The organism is Mucilaginibacter sp. PAMC 26640, from assembly GCA_001596135.1.
Taxonomy (GTDB): domain Bacteria; phylum Bacteroidota; class Bacteroidia; order Sphingobacteriales; family Sphingobacteriaceae; genus Mucilaginibacter.
The window spans coordinates 1,559,205-1,580,201 of the sequence record CP014773.1 but is presented as its reverse complement, the minus strand read 5'-3'; the positions used below and the strand labels follow the sequence as shown (position 1 = coordinate 1,580,201).

Annotated in this window: 24 protein-coding genes; 2 read left to right on the top strand and 22 right to left on the bottom strand. The window is 42.3% G+C overall.

All coding sequences use genetic code 11. The features are described from left to right. Positions 1-21 precede the first annotated feature (21 nt). The 22 genes from A0256_06830 to A0256_06725 form a co-directional block, all read right to left on the bottom strand. Positions 22-1,932 carry an NADH-quinone oxidoreductase subunit L gene (locus A0256_06830; GenBank protein AMR31158.1) on the bottom strand — a complete coding sequence of 637 codons (1,911 nt, stop codon included), beginning with the start codon at positions 1,930-1,932 and terminating at the stop codon, positions 22-24. A 100-nt stretch (positions 1,933-2,032) separates the two neighbouring features. Then, positions 2,033-2,362 carry an NADH-quinone oxidoreductase subunit K gene (locus A0256_06825; protein ID AMR31157.1) on the bottom strand — a complete coding sequence of 110 codons (330 nt, stop codon included), beginning with the start codon at positions 2,360-2,362 and terminating at the stop codon, positions 2,033-2,035. After that, entirely contained in the window at positions 2,362-2,871 is a 510-nt protein-coding gene (locus A0256_06820; GenBank protein AMR31156.1) for an NADH dehydrogenase, read from the bottom strand. Before A0256_06820 ends, A0256_06825 begins: the two co-directional genes overlap by 1 nt. A gap of 62 nt (positions 2,872-2,933) precedes the next feature. Then, entirely contained in the window at positions 2,934-3,431 is a 498-nt protein-coding gene (locus tag A0256_06815; protein ID AMR31155.1) for an NADH-quinone oxidoreductase subunit I, read from the bottom strand. Between the two features lie 21 nt (positions 3,432-3,452). Beyond that, entirely contained in the window at positions 3,453-4,487 is a 1,035-nt protein-coding gene (locus tag A0256_06810) for an NADH:ubiquinone oxidoreductase subunit H (protein AMR31154.1), read from the bottom strand. Continuing rightward, positions 4,487-5,485 (bottom strand): NADH dehydrogenase, encoded by a 999-nt coding sequence (locus A0256_06805; GenBank protein AMR31153.1) that lies wholly within the window; start codon positions 5,483-5,485, stop codon positions 4,487-4,489. Before A0256_06805 ends, A0256_06810 begins: the two co-directional genes overlap by 1 nt. Positions 5,486-5,520: 35 nt before the next feature. Further along, positions 5,521-6,126, bottom strand: a complete 606-nt coding sequence (locus tag A0256_06800; GenBank protein AMR31152.1) for a hypothetical protein — start codon at positions 6,124-6,126, stop codon at positions 5,521-5,523. Between the two features lie 43 nt (positions 6,127-6,169). Beyond that, positions 6,170-7,522 (bottom strand): NADH-quinone oxidoreductase subunit F, encoded by a 1,353-nt coding sequence (locus tag A0256_06795; protein AMR31151.1) that lies wholly within the window; start codon positions 7,520-7,522, stop codon positions 6,170-6,172. Then, positions 7,522-8,046: an NADH-quinone oxidoreductase subunit E gene (locus A0256_06790; GenBank protein ID AMR31150.1), complete on the bottom strand. Its 525-nt coding sequence runs from the start codon at positions 8,044-8,046 to the stop codon at positions 7,522-7,524. The genes A0256_06795 and A0256_06790 overlap by 1 nt, the downstream gene beginning before the upstream one ends. After that, the gene (locus A0256_06785; GenBank protein AMR31149.1) at positions 8,039-9,250 is read right to left on the bottom strand and encodes an NADH dehydrogenase; all 1,212 of its coding nucleotides are present in this window, start codon (positions 9,248-9,250) and stop codon (positions 8,039-8,041) included. Before A0256_06785 ends, A0256_06790 begins: the two co-directional genes overlap by 8 nt. After that, positions 9,250-9,753 (bottom strand): NADH dehydrogenase, encoded by a 504-nt coding sequence (locus A0256_06780; protein AMR31148.1) that lies wholly within the window; start codon positions 9,751-9,753, stop codon positions 9,250-9,252. The genes A0256_06785 and A0256_06780 overlap by 1 nt, the downstream gene beginning before the upstream one ends. Continuing rightward, positions 9,753-10,295, bottom strand: a complete 543-nt coding sequence (locus A0256_06775) for an NADH dehydrogenase (GenBank protein ID AMR31147.1) — start codon at positions 10,293-10,295, stop codon at positions 9,753-9,755. Before A0256_06775 ends, A0256_06780 begins: the two co-directional genes overlap by 1 nt. Before the next feature lie 197 nt (positions 10,296-10,492). Beyond that, positions 10,493-10,864, bottom strand: a complete 372-nt coding sequence (locus A0256_06770) for an NADH-quinone oxidoreductase subunit A (protein ID AMR31146.1) — start codon at positions 10,862-10,864, stop codon at positions 10,493-10,495. 77 nt (positions 10,865-10,941) lie between these two features. Then, positions 10,942-12,624 carry a hypothetical protein gene (locus A0256_06765; protein AMR31145.1) on the bottom strand — a complete coding sequence of 561 codons (1,683 nt, stop codon included), beginning with the start codon at positions 12,622-12,624 and terminating at the stop codon, positions 10,942-10,944. A gap of 26 nt (positions 12,625-12,650) precedes the next feature. Further along, the gene (locus A0256_06760) at positions 12,651-13,538 is read right to left on the bottom strand and encodes a hypothetical protein (GenBank protein ID AMR34455.1); all 888 of its coding nucleotides are present in this window, start codon (positions 13,536-13,538) and stop codon (positions 12,651-12,653) included. 22 nt (positions 13,539-13,560) lie between these two features. Then, positions 13,561-13,788: a hypothetical protein gene (locus A0256_06755; GenBank protein ID AMR34454.1), complete on the bottom strand. Its 228-nt coding sequence runs from the start codon at positions 13,786-13,788 to the stop codon at positions 13,561-13,563. A gap of 8 nt (positions 13,789-13,796) precedes the next feature. Beyond that, a complete protein-coding gene (locus A0256_06750) occupies positions 13,797-14,624 on the bottom strand; it encodes an energy transducer TonB (protein AMR31144.1) in 828 nt (275 codons plus the stop codon). Between the two features lie 23 nt (positions 14,625-14,647). Next, positions 14,648-15,181 (bottom strand): biopolymer transporter ExbD, encoded by a 534-nt coding sequence (locus A0256_06745; protein ID AMR31143.1) that lies wholly within the window; start codon positions 15,179-15,181, stop codon positions 14,648-14,650. A 4-nt stretch (positions 15,182-15,185) separates the two neighbouring features. After that, positions 15,186-15,803, bottom strand: a complete 618-nt coding sequence (locus A0256_06740; protein AMR31142.1) for a biopolymer transporter ExbD — start codon at positions 15,801-15,803, stop codon at positions 15,186-15,188. An 88-nt stretch (positions 15,804-15,891) separates the two neighbouring features. After that, entirely contained in the window at positions 15,892-16,734 is an 843-nt protein-coding gene (locus A0256_06735; protein AMR31141.1) for a flagellar motor protein MotA, read from the bottom strand. A 532-nt stretch (positions 16,735-17,266) separates the two neighbouring features. Next, positions 17,267-17,602: an SUI1 family translation initiation factor gene (locus A0256_06730; GenBank protein ID AMR31140.1), complete on the bottom strand. Its 336-nt coding sequence runs from the start codon at positions 17,600-17,602 to the stop codon at positions 17,267-17,269. Between the two features lie 6 nt (positions 17,603-17,608). Next, positions 17,609-18,499: a diacylglycerol kinase gene (locus tag A0256_06725; GenBank protein AMR31139.1), complete on the bottom strand. Its 891-nt coding sequence runs from the start codon at positions 18,497-18,499 to the stop codon at positions 17,609-17,611. 209 nt (positions 18,500-18,708) lie between these two features. Between A0256_06725 and A0256_06720 the strand changes: the two genes are divergently transcribed. Together A0256_06720 and A0256_06715 are read left to right on the top strand one after the other, a co-directional pair. Continuing rightward, entirely contained in the window at positions 18,709-19,959 is a 1,251-nt protein-coding gene (locus A0256_06720) for a methionine adenosyltransferase (GenBank protein ID AMR31138.1), read from the top strand. Between the two features lie 76 nt (positions 19,960-20,035). Then, positions 20,036-20,980 (top strand): hypothetical protein, encoded by a 945-nt coding sequence (locus A0256_06715; protein ID AMR31137.1) that lies wholly within the window; start codon positions 20,036-20,038, stop codon positions 20,978-20,980. Positions 20,981-20,997 lie beyond the last annotated feature (17 nt).

The following is a 20,997-nucleotide window of genomic DNA, read 5'->3' as shown; positions in this document are numbered from 1 at the left end:
ATTGGGTAAAACGCTACCGTTTTATATTTTAATTAAACTGTACACTAAAATGGCAATAATGCCAATCACCATCATAAATATGTAGAAACCTACATTACCTGTTTGCAAAAGGCGCAGGCCTTTACTTGTTTCTAAAGTCCCTTTACCCAGGCCATTCACAAATCCATCTATTCCGCTTAACTCAACTACTTTATAAAAAAATACCGATATAGCATCCAGCGGTTTACGAATAATAGTATCATACAATTCATCCACATAAAATTTATGATAGGATAGATTGGCCAGTGCCGGACGTTCTTCTTCATCAGAGACCGGAAGGCTTACATTTTTTACATATTTGATATAAGCGTAAACCATCGCAACAAGTGCTAATACGACTGATATCACCATTAGAATAATTTCTGTATTGTGGCTCAGCTCATGTTCGCCTAAAATTTTAGCGGATCCTTCAAAAACTGGTGCAAGAAAAGCGCCTAATTCGTGATGCCCACCCATTACTGCCGGTACACCAATAATACCGCCGATAGCAGATAAGATTGCTAAGACGATTAAAGGAATAGTCATGCTTGGTGGGGACTCATGCAAATGATGTTCTTGATCGTGCGTACCGCGAAACTTACCCCAAAAGGTAAGATACATCATCCGGAACATATAAAAAGAAGTAAGCATTGCAGTGATAACACCTATTACGTAGAATGTAGTGCTATGTGCAAAAGCTGCTGCTAATATTTCATCTTTAGAAAAGAAGCCAGAGAACGGGGGGATACCAGCAATAGCGATCGTGCCCACCAGCATCGTAATAAAAGTGATCTTGATCTTTCCTTTGAGTCCGCCCATCTTACGCATATCCTGTTCACCGCCCATCGCATGGATCACAGAACCTGCACCAAGGAATAATAAGGCCTTAAAGAAAGCATGTGTTAAAACGTGGAAGAAAGAACCGGTATAAGCACCAACGCCTAAACCCAAAAACATATATCCCAATTGAGATACCGTAGAATAGGCCAGGACTTTCTTGATATCAGTTTGCGTTAAAGCAATCAGCGCTGCGAAACAAGCAGTGGCTAAGCCGATGATAGCAATAACCTCCATTGTATCCGGCGCCATACTGAAGAGGATATTAGAGCGGGCGATCATATAAATACCAGCAGTAACCATGGTAGCTGCATGGATCAGTGCTGAAACGGGTGTTGGGCCAGCCATTGCATCTGGTAACCAGGTAAACAATGGCAATTGAGCAGACTTACCCACTGCACCAACAAATAACAACAGCGTGATCACGGTAAACATCGTGCCTCCGATTTCGCCAGGCAAAGAAGCCGCGCGGTGGAATACGTTGGTATATTCTATACTACCGAAAAATTTAGAGATGAGGAATATGCCAAGCAGGAAACCTAGATCACCAATACGGTTCATGATAAACGCTTTCTTAGCAGCATCGGCGTAGCTGCCATTGGTATACCAAAATCCGATAAGCAGGTAGGAGCATAAACCAACACCTTCCCATCCAATAAACATGATGACATAGTTACTGCCCATAACCAGCAGTAGCATGAAGAAAACAAACAGGTTTAAGTAGGCAAAAAACTTACCAAAGCCTGCATCATCATGCATATATCCAATAGAATACAAGTGGATGAGAAAACCAACGCCGGTGATGATCAAAAGCATGATAGCGCTTAGCTGATCAATAAGGAACGCAAATGGAATTTTAAGATCGCCAACACTAATCCAATCAAAAATGGTCACGTTTATCGGTACACCTGTAGACTTGATCTGAAAAAAAGCAGTGACACTTATTCCGAAAGCAATTAGTACCATCAGGCTTCCAATAGCGCCGATGATCGTTTTCGACAAGCTATTACGCCCAAGTCCGTTTATAACAAAACCGGCTAAAGGTAATATAGGAATAAGCCAGATATATTTATCCATTTGTATAGTTCGTTAGCCCCCTAAGCCCCTAAAGGGTGAATAGAAAGTTTAATTTTTTTTATTTTGCGCTCTCCAGCCTCATTTCAGAGGGTTGGGGGGCTTACCATTTTAACCTGTTTAATACATTGATGTCGATCGAGTTAGTATTGCGATAAATCATTACGATAATCGCTAAACCAACTGCAACTTCAGCAGCGGCCAAAGCCATAATAAAAAACACGAATACTTGCCCCGCTGCATCGCCGCGATAAACAGAAAATGCAGTTAGGAGTAAGTTAACCGAATTAAGCATTAGCTCAACAGACATAAATATTACGATGGCGTTTCTGCGCAGCAATACGCCCATTACCCCAATAGAAAAAATTATTGCACTTAACAAAATATAGTGGTTAAGCGGTACCGCGTGCATGGTATTGGTTAAACTTTCCATCAGATGGTTGCTTTTTGTTCTTTAGGATCTTTTGTTGCCAGTAAAACAGCGCCAACCATTGCCGATAACAGCAATACTGATGATACTTCAAATGGCAACAGGAACTCATGAAATAATACTTTTCCCAGATTTTTTACCAATCCCAACCCGGGGTCCTTCAATACCACTGGCTCCGAGGCTCCAAGAGACTTTAATGATGAAACCAGCGCGACAAGTAAAACACCAGCCCCAACAACTGCTGCCAGCTTCACCATAAATGGTTTAACAGGCTCACTTTCCTTATTGAGATTGATGAGCATCAGCGTGTAAAGGAATAACACCAGTATGGCACCCATGTAAACTATAAAGTTTACGATGGCCAAAAACTGCGCATTCAGTAAAATGTAATGGATGGTGAAAGTAAAAAAGGTAAGGATAAGGTACAAGATACTATGTACCGGGTTCTTCGCAGAGATAACCAGTATCGAGAAAAATATTGATAAAAACGCGATGAAGTAAAATGTACTCATGTTTATATTTTACAATATACCTGTGCTGTCGCCAAAAGCTGGGCAAAGGTATAAAACTTCTGTTATTGATTTAAAGGAGCCTCTACTAATTTATCTTTACCATAAATAAAATCCTTACGCAAGTAATCTGAAGGTACGATGTCGCCATCCAGATAAATAGCTTCTTTAGGGCAGGCTTCTTCGCACAAACCGCAAAAAATACAGCGAAGCATATTTATTTCATAAACAGCGGCATATTTTTCCTCCCGGTACAAATGCTCTTCACCCTTTTGGCGCTCTGCAGCAGTCATGGTGATTGCTTCTGCAGGGCACGATAAGGCGCAAAGGCCACAAGCGGTGCAACGCTCTTTACCATTCTCGTCGCGTTTCAGCGAATGTAATCCACGATAATTTTCAGAGAATTCCCGCTTTTGCTCCGGATACTGTATGGTGACCGGTTTCTTAAAAAAGTGGCCCATGGTAATACTCAAGCCTTTTACAATAGCAGGAAGATAAGCCTTTTCCCAAAAATTGAGCGGCTTTACCTCTAGTTGCTTCTTTCTATTACTTAATGATTCCATTGATCTAAAACTCCCTCTCGATTATAAAAAAGTAATAACTATACCGGTAACAACAATGTTAGCAATGGCCAAAGGTATCAAAATCTTCCAGCCCAGGTCCATCAATTGATCATATCGGAAACGCGGGATAGTCCAGCGAACCCACATAAAGAAAAAGATGAATAAAAATATTTTTGTAAATAAAACAGCCGTACCTATCAGCGGACCTATTACCGGGCCAACGTGCGCGGTAACCCAATCCATACCCGGATAATTATATCCACCCCAGTATAATGTAGCCATTACCGCCGATGAAATGAACATATTGATGTATTCAGCAAACAGGTAAAAACCTAATTTCATTGATGAATATTCGGTATGATAACCACCAACCAACTCGGTTTCACACTCTGGTAAATCAAATGGTGTGCGGTTAGTTTCGGCAAAAGCACAAACCAGAAATAGTATAAAACCAACCGGTTGATAAATGACATTCCAGTGCCAGCCATGCTGTTGCTGCGCGATTTCGCCCAGGCTGAGCGTACCGGTAACCAACAATAACGCGATGATGGAAAGGCCCATCGAAATTTCGTAGCTAATGTTTTGTGATGCTGCGCGGATAGCGCCTAACAACGAATATTTATTATTCGATGCCCAGCCCCCTATCATTACCCCATATACACCCAGTGATACAACGCCAAAAATATAAAGGATACCTACATTGATATCAGTTACCTGCAAAGGAATTACTTTGCCATTAACCACCAGGTTTTGTCCCCATGGTATAACGGCAGAACCGATACAGGCTGTTAAAATAGCCAGTGATGGACCTACGATGAATAAAAACGGTGTTGCGTTGGTTGGGATGATCTCTTCTTTCAGAAACATCTTTCCGCCATCGGCAAGAGGCTGTAAAATCCCCCATGGCCCTGCGCGGTTAGGTCCTACCCTATCTTGAAAGAATGCTGCTATTTTACGCTCGGCGTAAGTAGAGTACATGGCGATTACCAGGCTTATCAAAAAGATGATGATAATAAGCCCAAATTTTATGGCGATATCTGCTATAGTAAGTTGCATTACAGGCGGGTCTCCCTTTCAAATTGTTCTTTATTTGCTTGCTGCAGCACCAGGTTGGTTTTAACAACCGGCAATGGTTTAAGCATATCGTAATGATTAGAGCTGATAACCGATTTGTGGGATACTTTACGCGGACCTTCTATCACCCAATCAGCTGTTTTCTTTTTGTCGAAACGGCAGCTATTACATATAAATTCTTCTGCTTCACCATATTCGTCTTTACGAGCCGTAACACGCAGTACATCTTCACCTTTATACCATAATGTTACTTTACCATTACAGCCCTCGGTTTGGCAATCGCGGTGTGCTTCTACCGGTTTGGTAAACCATACACGATTTTTAAAACGGAAAGTTTTATCGGTTAACGCTCCAACAGGACAAACATCTATAACATTTCCACTAAAATCGTTATCAACCGCTTTGGTAATGTAAGTAGAGATCTCAGAATGATCGCCCCTGTTTAAAATACCGTGGATACGGTGATCCGTGATCTGATCAGCAACAAATACGCAACGATAGCAAAGGATGCAACGGGTCATGTGCAGTTGAATCTTGTCACCGATGTCAATACGTTCAAACGTGCGGCGGTCAAATTCGTAGCGGGTCTTAGCCGCGCCATGCTCATAGCCAAGATCCTGCAGGTGGCATTCGCCGGCCTGATCGCAAACCGGGCAATCAAGCGGGTGGTTGATCAACAACATTTCTACCACACCTTTTCGCGCTTCAATCACTTCCGGTGATGAAATGTTTTTTACTTCCATACCGTCCATTACAGTAGTACGGCAACTCGCTACCAGCTTTGGCATGGGGCGAGGATCTTTTTCAGAACCCTTGCTTACCTGTACCAGGCAGGTGCGGCACTTACCGCCACTGCCTTCCAGCTTAGAGTAATAGCACATAGCAGGCGGGACAATATCTCCACCTATCATCCTTGCGGCATTCAGGATGGATGTCCCGGCTTCTACTTCAATGGTTATATTATCAATTGTAACTTTCATTAAAATATACTACTTATCAAAGTATGTTTAATTCCTTATTCTTGTTCAAACAAATTAGCAAATACATCGTCCATTGCTAATTCAAAACCCGGCAAAATCGGGGTAGTTAATGTATCACCAACTGTAAGTGCACCGCCATTGGTGGTAAATTTACCTTCATCGTTCAGGATGTACCTAATCAGTGATTGCTCATCAGGATAAACCACCCAGTATTCTTTTACCCCAAACTCCTCGTAAAGATCGTATTTGATTTTGATCTCTTTTTTGTTGTTACCCTTAGACAAAATCTCAACCACTATCTCGGGAGCCCCAAGACAGCTTCGCGGATCAGCCATTTTTGTTAAATCACAAATCACACACACATCCGGCTGAACAACAGTCTTTACTTTTTTATCGCTTTTTTCGTTCCTTACAAGCCTGACATCAAAGGGCGCAGCAAACACTTTGCAAGACTTGCCTTTTAAAAAAGTATATAATTCTCCTGAAATATTGACTGATATAATTTGATGATTCCCCCCTGGCGCGGGACTCATTCTAAAAATCTTACCCTTAATTAATTCAAGCCGCTCTTCAAAGTGCCAGGAGTAATAATCAGCATAAGTGTAAGTTTTCGAGAAATCTAAATCATCTATGCTTTGCATATTCAAAGATACTTTAAATATTCCCTGTTGTTTAACTCAAATGCTATACCTCTACTGTCAACGGATCAGCGTAATGTGCAATTCCGTAATTTCTTGTAACTGCCGTCGCGGCGTCCGTTACATGCCATTCAAACTCATCTCTAAAGTGACGGATAGCGCTGGCAACCGGCCATGCCGCTGCATCACCCAATGGACAAATTGTGTTACCTTCAATTTTTTTCGACACATCAACCAGCAGATCCATATCGCTCATTTTACCATGGCCATATTCCAGGCGGTGTAAAACTTTCTCCATCCAGCCGGTACCTTCACGGCATGGTGAACATTGTCCGCAGCTTTCATGGTGATAAAATCTTGCAAAGTTCCAGGTATTGCGCACAATACATTGGTCTTCGTCATACGCAATAAAACCACCTGACCCCATCATTGTGCCGCTAACGAAGCCACCATCTGATAACGATTCATAGCTCATTAAGCGAGGCTCATTATTTATGGTTTTAAGGAACAGGTTAGCGGGCAGGATAGGAACAGAAGAACCTCCTGCAACTACTGCTTTCAGGCGTTTGCCATTCGCAATACCACCGCAATATTCGTCACTATATAAAAACTCCTCTGCAGGGAGGCCTAAATCAATTTCATAAACACCCGGTTTTTTAAGGTTACCCCCGGCTGATATTAACTTTGTACCAGTGCTGCGACCTATCCCTAATTTAGCGTATTCATCACCACCTTCATTAATGATGGGTACTACAGCTGCAATAGATTCAACATTGTTCACTACCGTTGGGCATCCGTATAGCCCTGCGATTGCCGGGAACGGAGGTTTAATCCTCGGGTTACCTCTTTTACCCTCCAGCGATTCCAACAATGCAGTTTCTTCACCGCAAATGTAAGCACCACCACCGGGTTGTACGTAAAGCTCCAGATCGTACCCTGTGCCTAATATATTTTTTCCTAAAAATCCTTTTGCTTTTGCCTCAGCGATGGCTTTCTCCAAAATACGGATCTGCGGCATCATCTCTCCACGTACGTAGATGAATGATGTTTTAGCACCGAGCGCAAAGCTGGCTACAATCATTCCCTCAATTAGTAAGTGAGGGATATAGGTCATCAGGAAACGGTCTTTAAATGTTCCGGGTTCAGATTCATCCGCATTACAAACCAGGTAGCGGGCAACGCCTTCCGGCTTGGCCAAGAAGCTCCACTTCATCCCCGTAGGGAATCCTGCACCACCCCGGCCACGCAAGCCCGATTTCTTCACCTCTTCCACCACTTCATCGGGCGTAAGGGTTTTAAGGGCCTTTTCAACTGCTGCGTAACCGCCTTTAGAACGGTATACATCAAAGGTGTTGATGCCGGGTACGTTTATATGTTCGAGTAAAAGTTTGCGTCCCATTAGTTGTTCGCCTTTGCTTTTAAGTCACTAATCAATTTGTCAACCGACGTCGTAGTTAAGTTTTCGTAAAAAGTATACTCAGGGCCAATCTGCAAAACCGGGCCAAACCCACACGCTGCCAGGCACTCAACACCTCGCCAGCTGAACAAGCCGTCTTCGGTAACATCTCCCTCTTTAACGCCAAGTGTCTTTTCAATATGTTCCATTATCGGTGTAGCACCTACAATTTCGCATGGGCCAGTACGGCACACTTCCAGCATGTACTTACCTTGAGGCTTCAAAAAATACATGGTGTAAAACGATGCCACCTCATAAACTTCGATAGGCTGAATAGCAAGGTATTCGGCAACTTTATCCATCGCCGGCGGGCTTACCCAACCAAACTCGGCCTGCACCAAATGCAAAACCGGCAGCAATGCAGATTTCTGCTTACCTTCCGGGTAGCGGCTAACCACATCGGCAAACTTACCGATCAGTTCCGGCGAAAATGTAACCGGTGTATTGGTATCCTGTACGCTAAGCATCTAACTCTCCTGCTATTACGTTTAAACTACTCATGTTAATAATCGCATCAGATAAAAGCATGCCCCGGCTCATTGGCGCATACATCTGATAATTGATGAAACTTGGTCTGCGGAAATGCAAACGGTATGGTGAGCGTCCGCCATCGTTTACCAAATAAAATCCCAACTCGCCATTTGCACCCTCAACAGAATGATAAACTTCGGAGGTTGGAGTTTCCACTTCGCCCATCACAATTTTAAAGTGATAGATCAAGGCTTCCATATTGTTATATACTTCTTCTTTGGGGGGCAGGTAAAATGCCGGCACATCCGCATGAAAAATATCCGAAGGTTCTTTTTCCAGTTTATCAAGCGCCTGCTCTATAATGCGAAGGCTCTGCCACATTTCTTCGTTGCGAACCAGGAAACGATTATAAACATCTCCATTTTCGCCTACCGGTACTTCAAAGTCGAAATCTTCGTAAGATGAGTACGGTTCCATGGCGCGTACATCATAATCTACACCTGCAGCACGAAGGATCGGGCCTGTCCAGCTGTAGCTTAATGCATCCTCTGCAGTAACGGCTGCAACATCCCGTGTACGATCTACAAATATCCTGTTTCTGTTAAAAAGGCTTTCAAACTCTTTTAAACCTGCAGGGAATTTCTTTGTAAATGCACGGATCTTATTAAAAGCGATGGTGTTGAAGTTACGCTCAAATCCACCGATACGGCCAATATTAGTAGTTAAACGGGATCCGCAAATTTCTTCGTAGATCTCATAAATATCTTCGCGATATTCCATCATGTATAAGAAACCGGTAAACGCACCGGTATCCACACCTAATACCCCATTGCAAATAATATGGTCGGCAATACGGGCAAGTTCCATGATGATGACGCGCATGTAGTCCACACGTTTTGGCATTTGGATGCCAAGTAGTTTCTCTACCGTCATGTGCCAGCCCATATTGTTTATAGGCGACGAACAATAGTTGAGTCTGTCGGTTAGCGGAGTTATCTGGTAGAAAGGCCTGTGCTCGGCAATTTTTTCAAATGCCCGGTGTATGTAACCTATGGTTGATACGCCGCTTACGATGCGCTCGCCATCCATCTGCAATACATTTTGAAACACGCCATGCGTGGCCGGGTGTGTTGGGCCGAGGTTCAGCGTAGAATACTCGCTTTGCGGGTCGTTATCGGTATATACGGGATGGTTCTGCATTATCTTCCGAAAAAGTAATCTTTTTTATCAATACGGTTAGGGTCTTCCAGTGGGAACTCTTTCCGCATCGGGAACACCGTCATATCATCTACGTTCAATATTCTGCGCAGATCGGGATGACCGTCAAATATTACCCCAAAAAAATCATATGTTTCACGTTCCATCCAATTGGCACCATTCCACAATGTGGTTGCGGTGGGGATATGAACATTATCACCGGCAAGAAATACTTTTACCCGAATACGGGTATTAGTTGTTAAACTATGCAGGTGATAAATAACACCTATAGGCTTCTCTAGCTCAGGGTAGTGAACAGCGGTAATATCGGTCAGAAATATGAATTTCAGTTCGGGATCGTTCTTCAAATACGCCAATACCTCGCTAATCTGCTCAACGCCTGTTTCAACCGAAAGCATTCCGTAATCCTGGCTCAACTCCGTCACTTGTCCGGCAAATTGATCACCAAGCTTTATTATCAATACTTCGTTAGCTATTTTACTCATTATTGAATTCCGTATTGAGCTAATAATGCCTGGTATTTAGGCTCCTCCCTGCGGCGGCCCGTTTCTGTTTTCACTAATTCCTGTATTGCCATAAAGCCATCAATGATCGCTTCGGGGCGGGGCGGGCAACCTGGTACGTAAACATCTACCGGGATCACCTCATCAATACCCTGTAAAACAGAATAGGTATCAAAGATGCCTCCGCTCGATGCACAAGCACCAACAGCCATTACCCAGCGGGGCTCGGCCATTTGCAGGTAAACCTGGCGCAAAACAGGACCCATTTTTTTTGATATTGTACCCATTACCATTAACAAATCGGCCTGGCGCGGCGAAAAGCTTAAACGCTCTGCCCCAAACCTGCTTAAATCGTAATGCGAAGCCATGGTAGCCATGAATTCGATACCACAGCATGATGTAGCAAAAGGTAATGGCCATAAAGAATTCGCGCGGGCAAGTCCTACTGCCTTATCAAGCGCAGTGGCAAAGAATCCTGATCCTTCTAAACCAGCCGGCGCATCAACTAATTGAATATCACTCATTGAATCTTTATCAAATAAATTATACCATCAGCTTAAAACTGATTTACAAATTTAATTAAAATACGTTGTAACAAATACACCGGTATGGCTGACAGCAATATTTAGAATGAATCTAAACAAATATCGGCAAGCCAAATTCCGAAAGAAGGGGCAGTACGATAATGAACTCTTTTATTCGCAAATTAATTGCTAACGGACTAATCCCAGTTTAGCGCACCTTTTTTAATGATGTAAATGAAGCCTGCCAATAGAGTTGCCATGAAAATGAACATTTCTATTAAACCGTCTTTACCTAATTCACGGAAGTTAACGGCCCATGGATACATGAAAATAACTTCCACATCGAACAGTACAAACAGGATGGCAACGAGGAAATACTTGATAGACATAGGCTGCCTTGCATTACCAATAACCTCAATCCCCGATTCAAATGGGGTAAGCTTGTCTTTCGTTACGCGCTTGGGCCCGATTTTATGCGTTACGAACATCGTGGTAACAACAAACCCCAATGCAACCAGCATCTGGAATATAATTGGTAAATAATCAACCGATGTGCTTTGTAATTCCATGGTGCAAATATACAAATGCGTATATAATAAAAAAGCCCCTTTTTCAAGGGGCTTAAATTAATATTTATAAGGGTAAGTTATTTCCCTTTGGCACCGCCTTTTCGGGCGAAGTAAGCCGTGGCCTGCTTGTTTGCCGGATCTGCTTCTCTAGCTTTCCCAAAGTTTTCAGCCGCTTTAGCATCATCCTTCTCTTTGTACTCATAATAAGTCCCTAAATAGGCATATGCAGCAGCCAAGCTTTTCTTGTCAGCATCTGTCAATCCTGTTTTGGCAGCTTGTACCTGTATGTACTGCTCATAATAAGGCTTAGCCAAACCTTTTATGTTGTTACGGTCTGCATCTTTCGAGTCATTAACATAGGCACGATATAAAAGCACTGCAGCTACTGGGGTAGTTGCTTTTTGCTGGATATAACTGAACGCCGAATCGGCTTTTGTTAACAAAGTAGTATCCGGGTTCTTCTTATCGTCGTAAGCAAAATAATAACTCATTCCTTCACGCAGGTAATCGTTCAGCGTTCCTTTGCGCGACTTTGTTAAATAAGAGCGGTATGCATCACCAGCCAGCTTGTATTTTTTCTGGGCAAACAATGATTTACCAATTTCAGCATAAACATCCGCCTGAGTGGTATCCATAGTATAAGCTTTTTGCAAAGAACCGATACCCACAGAATCCTGAGCAGATGCAATCTGGATACGGCCCAGGTACAAGTAATCACGAGGAATGATACGCTTAGGTTCAGCCTTGGTGATCCAGGTATTCATCGCCGTAAGAGCCGTAGGATAATCTTTGTTCTCGTACGCTGAGTAGGCCAGGTAACGTTGAACCCTAAGGTTGTTTGATACTTTAGACAATGCTGCTGTTTCTGTTTGCAGTGTTTTGTAATCGCCAGATAACAGCAAAAAGTCGGCATAACGTAAACGAGACTCTACCGAAAGGTCTGTTAAAGCCAGGTATTTACGATATTGATCAGTAGCTTCTTTAATTTTTACTGAAGCCATTTTAGGGTCGGTAAAAGCCCAACGTACATCTGTTTCTGCCCATTCGCGGTAAGCCGGACCGTAGTTAGGGTCGATAGCTAGCGCTTCTTTATATTGTTTTTCAGAGTCTTCGAAGTTATTGGCAAATTTCCAAAGTACACCTGTAGCAACCTTAGCACCCGCGTTTTTAGGATCTAATGTTGTTGCTGCTGAGTAGTTTTCATAAGCTTCATTACTTTTCAGCTGTGAACGGTAAGCATCTCCTAAGGCAACCAATAATTCGGCATCTTTAGGGTTAACGGCTTTACCTTTATTAAGAACAGCAATAGCGGCATCGGCATCAGCTGCAGCTACCTTATCATTTACCGGGTTAAGCAAGTATGCTTTACCTATATATATATAAGGCTTGCTGTTTTTACCGGCTAACGCAACGGCCTGGTTAAAATTGGTTGTTGCACCCGCTTTGTCTTTGTCAACAATAGCAGCAGCACCTAATCCAGCATAGTTTAAAGCGGATTTTGGGTTTACAGCAATACCTTTGTTAAAAACGGTTTTAGCGGAGTCGGTATATTCCTGCAATACATAAACCCAACCCAGGTAAAAGAAATTCTCATCTTTTGTAGCCTGTGTAGTAGTTAGGTTTTTAAGCATCGCTTTAGCTTTTTGATATTGCTCCGCATCAATTGCTTTTTTTGCATCATCTAAACTCTGTGCAAAAACCGCAGAACCAACAAACATCAGCGCTAATATTAGTTTACTTATCTTACTGATCATTTTCATCTTAGTTACTTAGTTTATATATAGTGTTAATGTGTTATGTTTATTTCCCTCGGCGGAATAGAATCAGGAAGCAAACCTGATTTCAATATAACTCGCTGTCCCCGGTCGCTTGCTAAAAACGATGCAAACCCCGCTCCTAATCCTTTTCTTCCCGTGCAATCGATGATATATAACGACCTGCTTAGCGGATACGTATGTTGGACGAGCGTTTCTTGTGAAGGTTTAAAGTAAACCCCCGGTACCGTTTTATTGTTTTCATCTTTTACACCCATTATTTTTACACCATCAACTGCGGCTGCGTAATCCTTGTCCGGATCGTTGAGCCAGGCGAACCCCGTTATACCAATTGCATCAGGGTGGGAGGCGACATATTTAATAACCTCCTTGTTAGATTTTAACGCGTAAATGTTCTTCTGCTTAAAATCTTTATTACCTGATATTAGCTTCAAATATCTTACCAAACTGGAGTTCGGATTATCAAAAACGATGCTTTTCTCCGTTTTGGCTTTTCCATTCAGCATATTGATAATTTCCTTTACTGAGGTAAGCGTGTCGTTAGATGCTTTGTTTACAATAAGTGTAACGGCATCTACCGCAAATTTATTTACATCAGGGGCCAGTGCCCGTCTTTTAAGGATCCCCATTTCTGTGGTATCCAACTCACGGGCCAATATAGCTACGCGCGAGCTATCGTTTAAAAGGGTATTTACAACCTGACTTTCCGGCTTGTAATCTATTTTCGGTTTGGCTTCCGGATAGAGGGCTTTAAATACAAACGCTTCCTCATCCACTATAGGCGAAAATGATTCATCAGCCACAAAGGTTGCTGTCCCAAAAGTATAGCCGTCTGTCGGAACGGCTTTCTTGTTCTTTTTACTATCAGAGCAACTTTGCAAAAACACTGTAGCTGTTATAGCAGCTAAAAATAAGATCAAATTAATTTTCATCAGGCTCCTTTCTTAAATAGCGGGAAAAGCGCAAAACTGCGTATACTAATATAACCGATCCAAATATAGTGCGCTGCGTTTTTGGCAAATCCAAAGGGAACTTATCCCAAAAGATAATCATTAAGCCCAGTGCGCAAAAACCAGCAAATGCAGTAACTCCCAAAATAAGCAAAAACCGCCTTTTGGGCGATTTTTGCTTGTCAATATCTCTTGGCAACATTGGTATTACTCCTCTGATGCTAAAGCGAAGTTAATTGGAATACTGTACTGAACACGTACCGGACGGCCATTCTGAATACCAGGAGACCATTTTGGTGAGCTCTTCAGTACACGGATTGCTTCTTCATCGGTACCGCTGCCTAATGGACGTAACACTTTGATGTCAGTTAAAGAACCATCTCTTTCTACCACAAAGGTTAATACCACACGGCCCTGCACGTTATTTTCCCGTGCAATTGCAGGATAACGAAGGTTTTTTGATAAATATTTACCAAAACCGCCTTCACCACCAGGGAACGTAGGTTGCTTTTCAACGGCTGTAAAGATCTGGTTAGGGTTTTCCTCCACCACTTGCTTTACATCTGAGTTTCCTACCGGCTCATCAATTTTGATATCAGCGTTAGGGTCACCTTTTTGATCTTTTGGACCAGGATCCGCAACTTCCAACTCTTTAACAGTAGGCGGATCTTTTTCACGCACCTCGTTATCCGGCTTTACTACCGGAGGAGGGAAACGCACCTGGTCAACCTTTGGTTTAGGTGGCTCCGGAGGAGGTGGGGGTGGTTTTTTGGTTTCATCAACCGGTGGCGGAGGCAATACCACTTCGGTAACCTTCACCTTTTCATCAGCCTTAGGAATAAACCCCTCAAGTTTGTTGAGGATTGTTTTAAAGGAAATAAGGAAAACAAATACTGCAACTCCGATAAAAAGGGCCTTATTCGTATTACGAGGGTTGGTCTTTCTAAGATCGTATGCACCATAAGCTTTGTTACGGCCTGTAAAAACAACGTCTATCCACTGCTGGTTTAGTATGTCTAATTTTGATCCGAACATTGTTTTATAACGTTAATGTACTATTAATAATTACCATCGCGTTTCAGCAACTCTACTTCTGCAGGCAAAATATCTACGATTGCGTAAATTTGAATTTTGGTGATATTGATCTCATCAAGCGCATCTACCACATTCTTGTAAGTGGATTTATCACTCGGCTTGATTAATACCACTATAGGCTTGCCTGTAGTACGCTGAATTTCCGCGCTTTTCTCTAACAATGTTTTTCGCAAACCATCTTTACCATAATTATCAGTTGTTGGCTGCGATTTACCTGGCTCACCAATAAACCATTCTACTTTATTATTGGCACCCAATAATATGGTCATAGAGCGGGATGCAGCTACCGGTAACTGGTCAATTTTTTTCTCATCCTTGTTAGGCATGGTCAGGTCCATTGCCTTTGGTTTCGATAGCGTGGTGGTCAACATAAAGAAGGTAATCAACAAGAAGGCTAAATCCACCATCGCGGTTAAATCCACGCGTGTGGAGGCTTTTTTACTTCTTACTTTCCCGCCTTTATGTTTACCCCCGCCGGAGGTATCTAATTCTGCCATTGTTTTACTTTTTAGGTGCAGACCGGACCGTAGTGATCAGGCTGAACTTGTCAATTTTTTGTCTTTGAAGCAACGCTATCAGTTTCTTGATAGTTGGATATTCCTCCTTATTATCACCCTTGATAGAGATGCGCAAAGATTTATTGTGCAAGGCTACATCAGCCTTACGCGCTTCGCGAATCCAATCTGCCAGCTCATTATTGGCAGTGGTGTCTGCAGGAATTCCGTTTTGCTTGAACTCTTTCCGTCTTTCAGCATCCAAATCCAAATAGCCCGCCAGTTGACCAAGTGGCATACCGAAAATAGGTAAGCCGGAAAACTTTTCTTGCTGCTCTGGAGTGAACTTAACGTTGTACTTTTCTCCCATCTGGAGAAGCGTTTGCTTACGGATATCATTACCATCAACAGAAAAGAATACTTTACCCTGGCCGACGGTCAACATCAACATGTTATCATCCGGAATTGGAACCTCCGTAGCCGAAGCAGGGATATCCACCGGAACAGGATCTTCTGTTTTTGGCTTTGCTGTTAATATAAAGAAAGTAAGCAGCAGGAAAGCTACGTCGCACATGGCGGTCATATCTATCGAGGTGCTCTTTCTTTGGACTTTTACTCTTGGCATTTTGTAAAGATAAATATTTAGTGTTACAATTTACAACTAATTCCAAATTATATTTTGCTATAACGTGGAAGCAAGCACTAATATTTTACTACCTGCTGTTTTTGTGTGATGCAGCGAATGTTTGAACAATGCTGAAACCAGTTTCGTCGATAGCGTAGGTCAATTTATCTATCTTAGAAGTAAACAAGTTGTACATTACAATTGACACAGCTGAAGTACCGATACCTAATGCAGTGTTGATCAATGCTTCAGAGATACTGTTTGATAAAGCCGATTGATTTGGAGCACCTGATGCTGCTAATGCACCGAAGGCCTTGATCATACCGATTACCGTACCTAACAGACCTGTTAATGTACCAATTGATACCAAAGTAGCAATGATCGTTAAGTTTTGCTCTAGCATAGGCATTTCCAAAGCAGTTGCTTCTTCGATGTCTTTCTGGATAGCCAATGTTTTTTGGTCAACATCCATGCTTTGGTCAACTTCCATTTCTTTGTATTTCTTCAAGCCGGATTTGATTACGTTAGCTACAGATCCTTTTTGAGTATCACATGCTGCGCTAGCTGCATCGATATTGCCTGCGTTAAGCAAAGACTGGATCTTTTTAACGAATGTTTCTACGTTTCCTGTACCAGATGCTTTACCGATAACCACAAAGCGCTCGATAGAAAACACGATCACCATCAATAAGTATGACATGATGATAGGTACGATAACCCCACCTTTGTGTACTGTACCGAAGTAATCTCCAGGTACCGGTTCGTTTGCAGAATCTCCGCCTTTGTAATGACTGCCGTCGCCTAAAATGAACACGAATATCAAAATAGCTACAGCTATACAAATTGGGATAGTTAAAGATGCAAATGCGCCGGATGCACTTGAGCTTTCTTGTTTAACAGGAGTAGTTGGTTTTGTTGGTGCGTTTGCCATTACTTTTAATTTTTAGTTTTCGTTTTGTTTGTAATATAAGTTAATAAAAAATGTGTGCGAACTAAGCGAATAACAAAAATAGAATTTAAATGAATTAAAAAAACTATTTATGTAATTCTTTATAATAATTTAATAAAGCCGTTAAGCATTTTGCAAATTGGTAATACATAACGCTATTCAACACATAAATTGTGTTTTTGCCAAATAATATTTTACAATGAAACCCATTTTTTTTAAGAATTGCAAGCATTACCGCATAAAAAGTGTGTAACTAAAATGATATGTGGTTGTCTAAGGCAATGTTGTAGTCCTGCAATTACACCTCAATGTGTCATATTAACGCATTGCTTGTAAGTTTATTTAGCATATCCGTTTCTAGCAACTATTAAAATGACTGCATTGTTTGCTGGAAGCTTCTTCAATTTTACAGCTTTATCGCTTGAAAGTTAAAAAACCACAAGCTATTGCTAATCAGTAAGATGTAAAGGCAAAAAACCTTGGGAGTAAAAATAGAATATAAAATCTAACAGGTTTATCCACCGGCTTTCTTTGCTTTATATCCGTCTGTTTGCAATAAAGTGAGCACTTTATCTCTAAAATCGCCTTGTAATAATACTTCTCCATCTTTTACCGAGCCGCCAACGCCACACTTAGTTTTTAATTTTTTGCCAATCGTTTCTAAGTCGGTTTCTGCACCAATAAACCCACTGATACGGGTTACCAGCTTATTGCCCTTAATCCGATCGAGAAAAATCTTTAGGTTTTGCTGCTGAGGCGGCAAAGTAGTTTGCGAATGATCAGGCTGTTCCTGGTATTGAAAATCAGGATCTGTTGAATACATAATGCCGGTGAAATTTTTCTTAGCCATATTTTATTAGCCCTTGTAAGATTGACCAACAATTATATTTAGCGCAGCAGGAATTACGGCAATATCTATATCGATACCTGCTTCACGTGGTTCACCATCCAGGTGAATGGGGCCGGGCTCACTGCGGGAGATAACGATATGCTTACCTTTAATGATCTCTACAAATTTAGAGCTTGCTGATGTTTTGGTAAACATCCTGATGCCCATCTCCGGAAAACGGTATAATGGAAATGGCTTAATGATGCAAACATCAAGCAAACCATCCTGCACAGATGCCGTTGGCGATACATGGGCATTATTGCCGTACTGAGATGAATTGGCCATACTCAGCATAAATGCTTCCCGCTGGTATTTTACGCCATCTATATCTATACTATAGGTCTGCGCCTTATAATTCGCAACTTCCTGTAAAGATGATTTAAGGTAGCTTAAAAAACCCCGCTTATCACTGCCGCTTGCAAAAACATGGCTAATGTGGGCATCAAAACCCATCCCTGCCATATTAAAAAACCACTTGCCATTCATCTGGCCGGCATCAATGGTAATCACACGGAAATTATTAATGGATTTGATAGCACCTGCCGCATCCATGGGTACATCCAGGAAACGGGATAAACCATTACCTGATCCATAGGGAATTACGCCTAATACTGTATCGGTTCCTGCTATCGCTGAGGCTACCTCGTTGATGGTACCATCGCCTCCCACGGCCACAATCACATCGTACTCGGCAGCGCGTTCGCGGGCTACATCACGAGCGTGCTTCACACCAGTACTAAAAATGGTTTCGTAGGCAAATATAGTGTGATCCAGGTGCTTCTTAATCAGCTCCGGCACCCCATCCTTCTTCTTCCCTCCCGACACCGGGTTTATAATAAATAACGCTTTCCTTTTCAACTATATAGGTTTACAGCGGGCAAAAGTAAATGTATTTTCGGCTTTGTAAAAAATTGTTTTATTTTTGCTTCGCGAAAGTGGACTGATTTGAGTGTATGGGCCTGCCCCTCACCTATTGCAACCACGTAAAAAAGTGCTAATACCTGCTTCTCTTTTTACAAGTTGAAAGAAATCCATACTTTCGTTTTTATCGTTCATTAAAAACAAATATGTCATATTTATTCACCTCAGAATCCGTATCAGAAGGGCACCCCGACAAAGTTGCCGACCAGGTATCAGACGCATTAATCGATAATTTTTTAGCTTTCGACCCGGAATCGAAAGTGGCCTGCGAAACACTGGTAACAACCGGCCTGGTTGTTTTAGCCGGAGAGGTAAAATCCAAGGCTTATTTAGATGTACAAAAGATAGCCCGCGAAGTAATCAACAAAATTGGTTATACCAAAGGGGAGTATATGTTTGATGGCGGTTCATGTGCTGTGATCTCTGCCATTCATGAACAATCTCCCGATATCAATCAGGGTGTTGACCGGGCGGCTAAAGAAGAGCAAGGCGCAGGCGACCAGGGAATGATGTTTGGATATGCAACGATCGAAACGGATAATTATATGCCGCTAGCTTTGGATATTGCTCATGCTTTGTTAAAAGAGCTGGCCGTTATCCGCCGCGAAAGCACCGATATCAAATATCTGCGCCCGGATGCAAAATCACAGGTTACTTTAGAATATAGTGACGATAACCAACCACAACGGATCGATGCCATTGTAATATCTACCCAGCATGATGATTTTGATGAAGAACCAGCCATGCTGAAAAAGATCAGTGACGACATCATCAGTATACTTATTCCACGTATTCAAACTAAATATCCAAAATACGCGCACTTTTTTAATAGCGACATTAAATACCATATTAACCCAACCGGAAAATTTGTAATCGGTGGCCCGCATGGCGATACCGGCTTAACCGGCCGTAAAATCATTGTTGATACCTATGGTGGCAAAGGTGCCCATGGTGGTGGTGCATTCAGCGGTAAAGACCCTTCAAAGGTTGACCGCTCTGCCGCTTACGCTACCCGTCATATTGCTAAAAACCTGGTAGCTGCCGGTGTTTGCAGCGAAGTGTTGGTGCAGGTATCTTACGCAATCGGCGTAGCGCAACCAATGGGTATTTACATCAACACCTACGGTACCAGCAAAGTTGATTTACATGATGGAGAAATAGCTAAAAAAGTTGAATCTATTTTCAATATGACTCCATATGCAATTGAGACCCGTTTTAAATTGCGTAACCCAATTTACAGCGAAACTGCAGCGTACGGTCACTTCGGCCGCCCAAGTGAAACCATTACTAAAACCTTTAACGCACATGATGGCAGCACCATTGAACGCGAAGTAGAACTGTTTACATGGGAGAAGCTGGATTACGTAGATAAAGTAAAAGCCGAGTTTGGATTGTAATAATTCTGCACATAAAACTTAAAGCGGCTGCAACATCAGCCGCTTTTTTTTTACAACAACGCGCCAATTGGCTATAATGATTGCCCCCATGAATAGTAAAAATTCCCAGTCGCCCTGGCTGGTATTGTTCGCCTTCTTCAACATCTATATCGTATGGGGGTCCACCTATCTTGCTGTAGCTGTTGGTTTAAAAAGTTTCCCGCCGTTTATCCTCGTCGGCTTACGCTATTTGGTTGCAGGCTTTTTAATGCTGGCCTGGGCCAAACTTAAAGGTGAGCATTTGCCGGAGCGCAAATTGTTTGGGCGCCAGGCAGTAAGCGGCATATTAATGCTGATAGGCGGCACGGGTATGATAGCCTGGGCAGAGCAATATATCAGCTCCGGCCAGGCGGCTATATTGGTTGCCACAGAACCCTTGATGTTTTTAATCATCGACCGGAAACGATGGCCGGAATATTTTTCAAACTGGTATATCCTCTGCGGGCTGGCTGTTGGCTTCACCGGAATATTTTTGTTCTTAAAATTAGGAGTTACAGATACCAGCGCATCACCAATGGTTACTATCGCGAGTATCGCAGTGTTATTCAGCGCTATGTTATGGGTGTTTGGCTCACTCATCACCAAGAGCAGCCAGGGTAAAAGTTCGGCTGTCATGAATGCAAGTATCCAGTTGCTGTCTGCCGGTGTTGCAGCATTCGTCATCGCATTCTGCAAACGTGAGCAGGTTGGCTTCTCCTTTGCTAATATAAAACCTGAAGCCTGGGCAGGGCTTATTTTTTTAATCGTAATGGGATCATTAGTGGCTTATTTATCATTTGTGTGGCTCATTACTTTTAAACCACCTGCAATTATCAGCACGCATACCTATGTAAACCCGGTAGTGGCCGTTTTTTTGGGGTGGCTTTTTATCCACGAGGATGTAAATACCCCTCAACTTTTAAGCTTAATAGTAATATTGGCAGGAATTCTGCTCGTGAACTTGCCTGGGTATTTTCAGCGTAGAACTGAAACAACGCAGTAAGCTAAATTAATTTAATT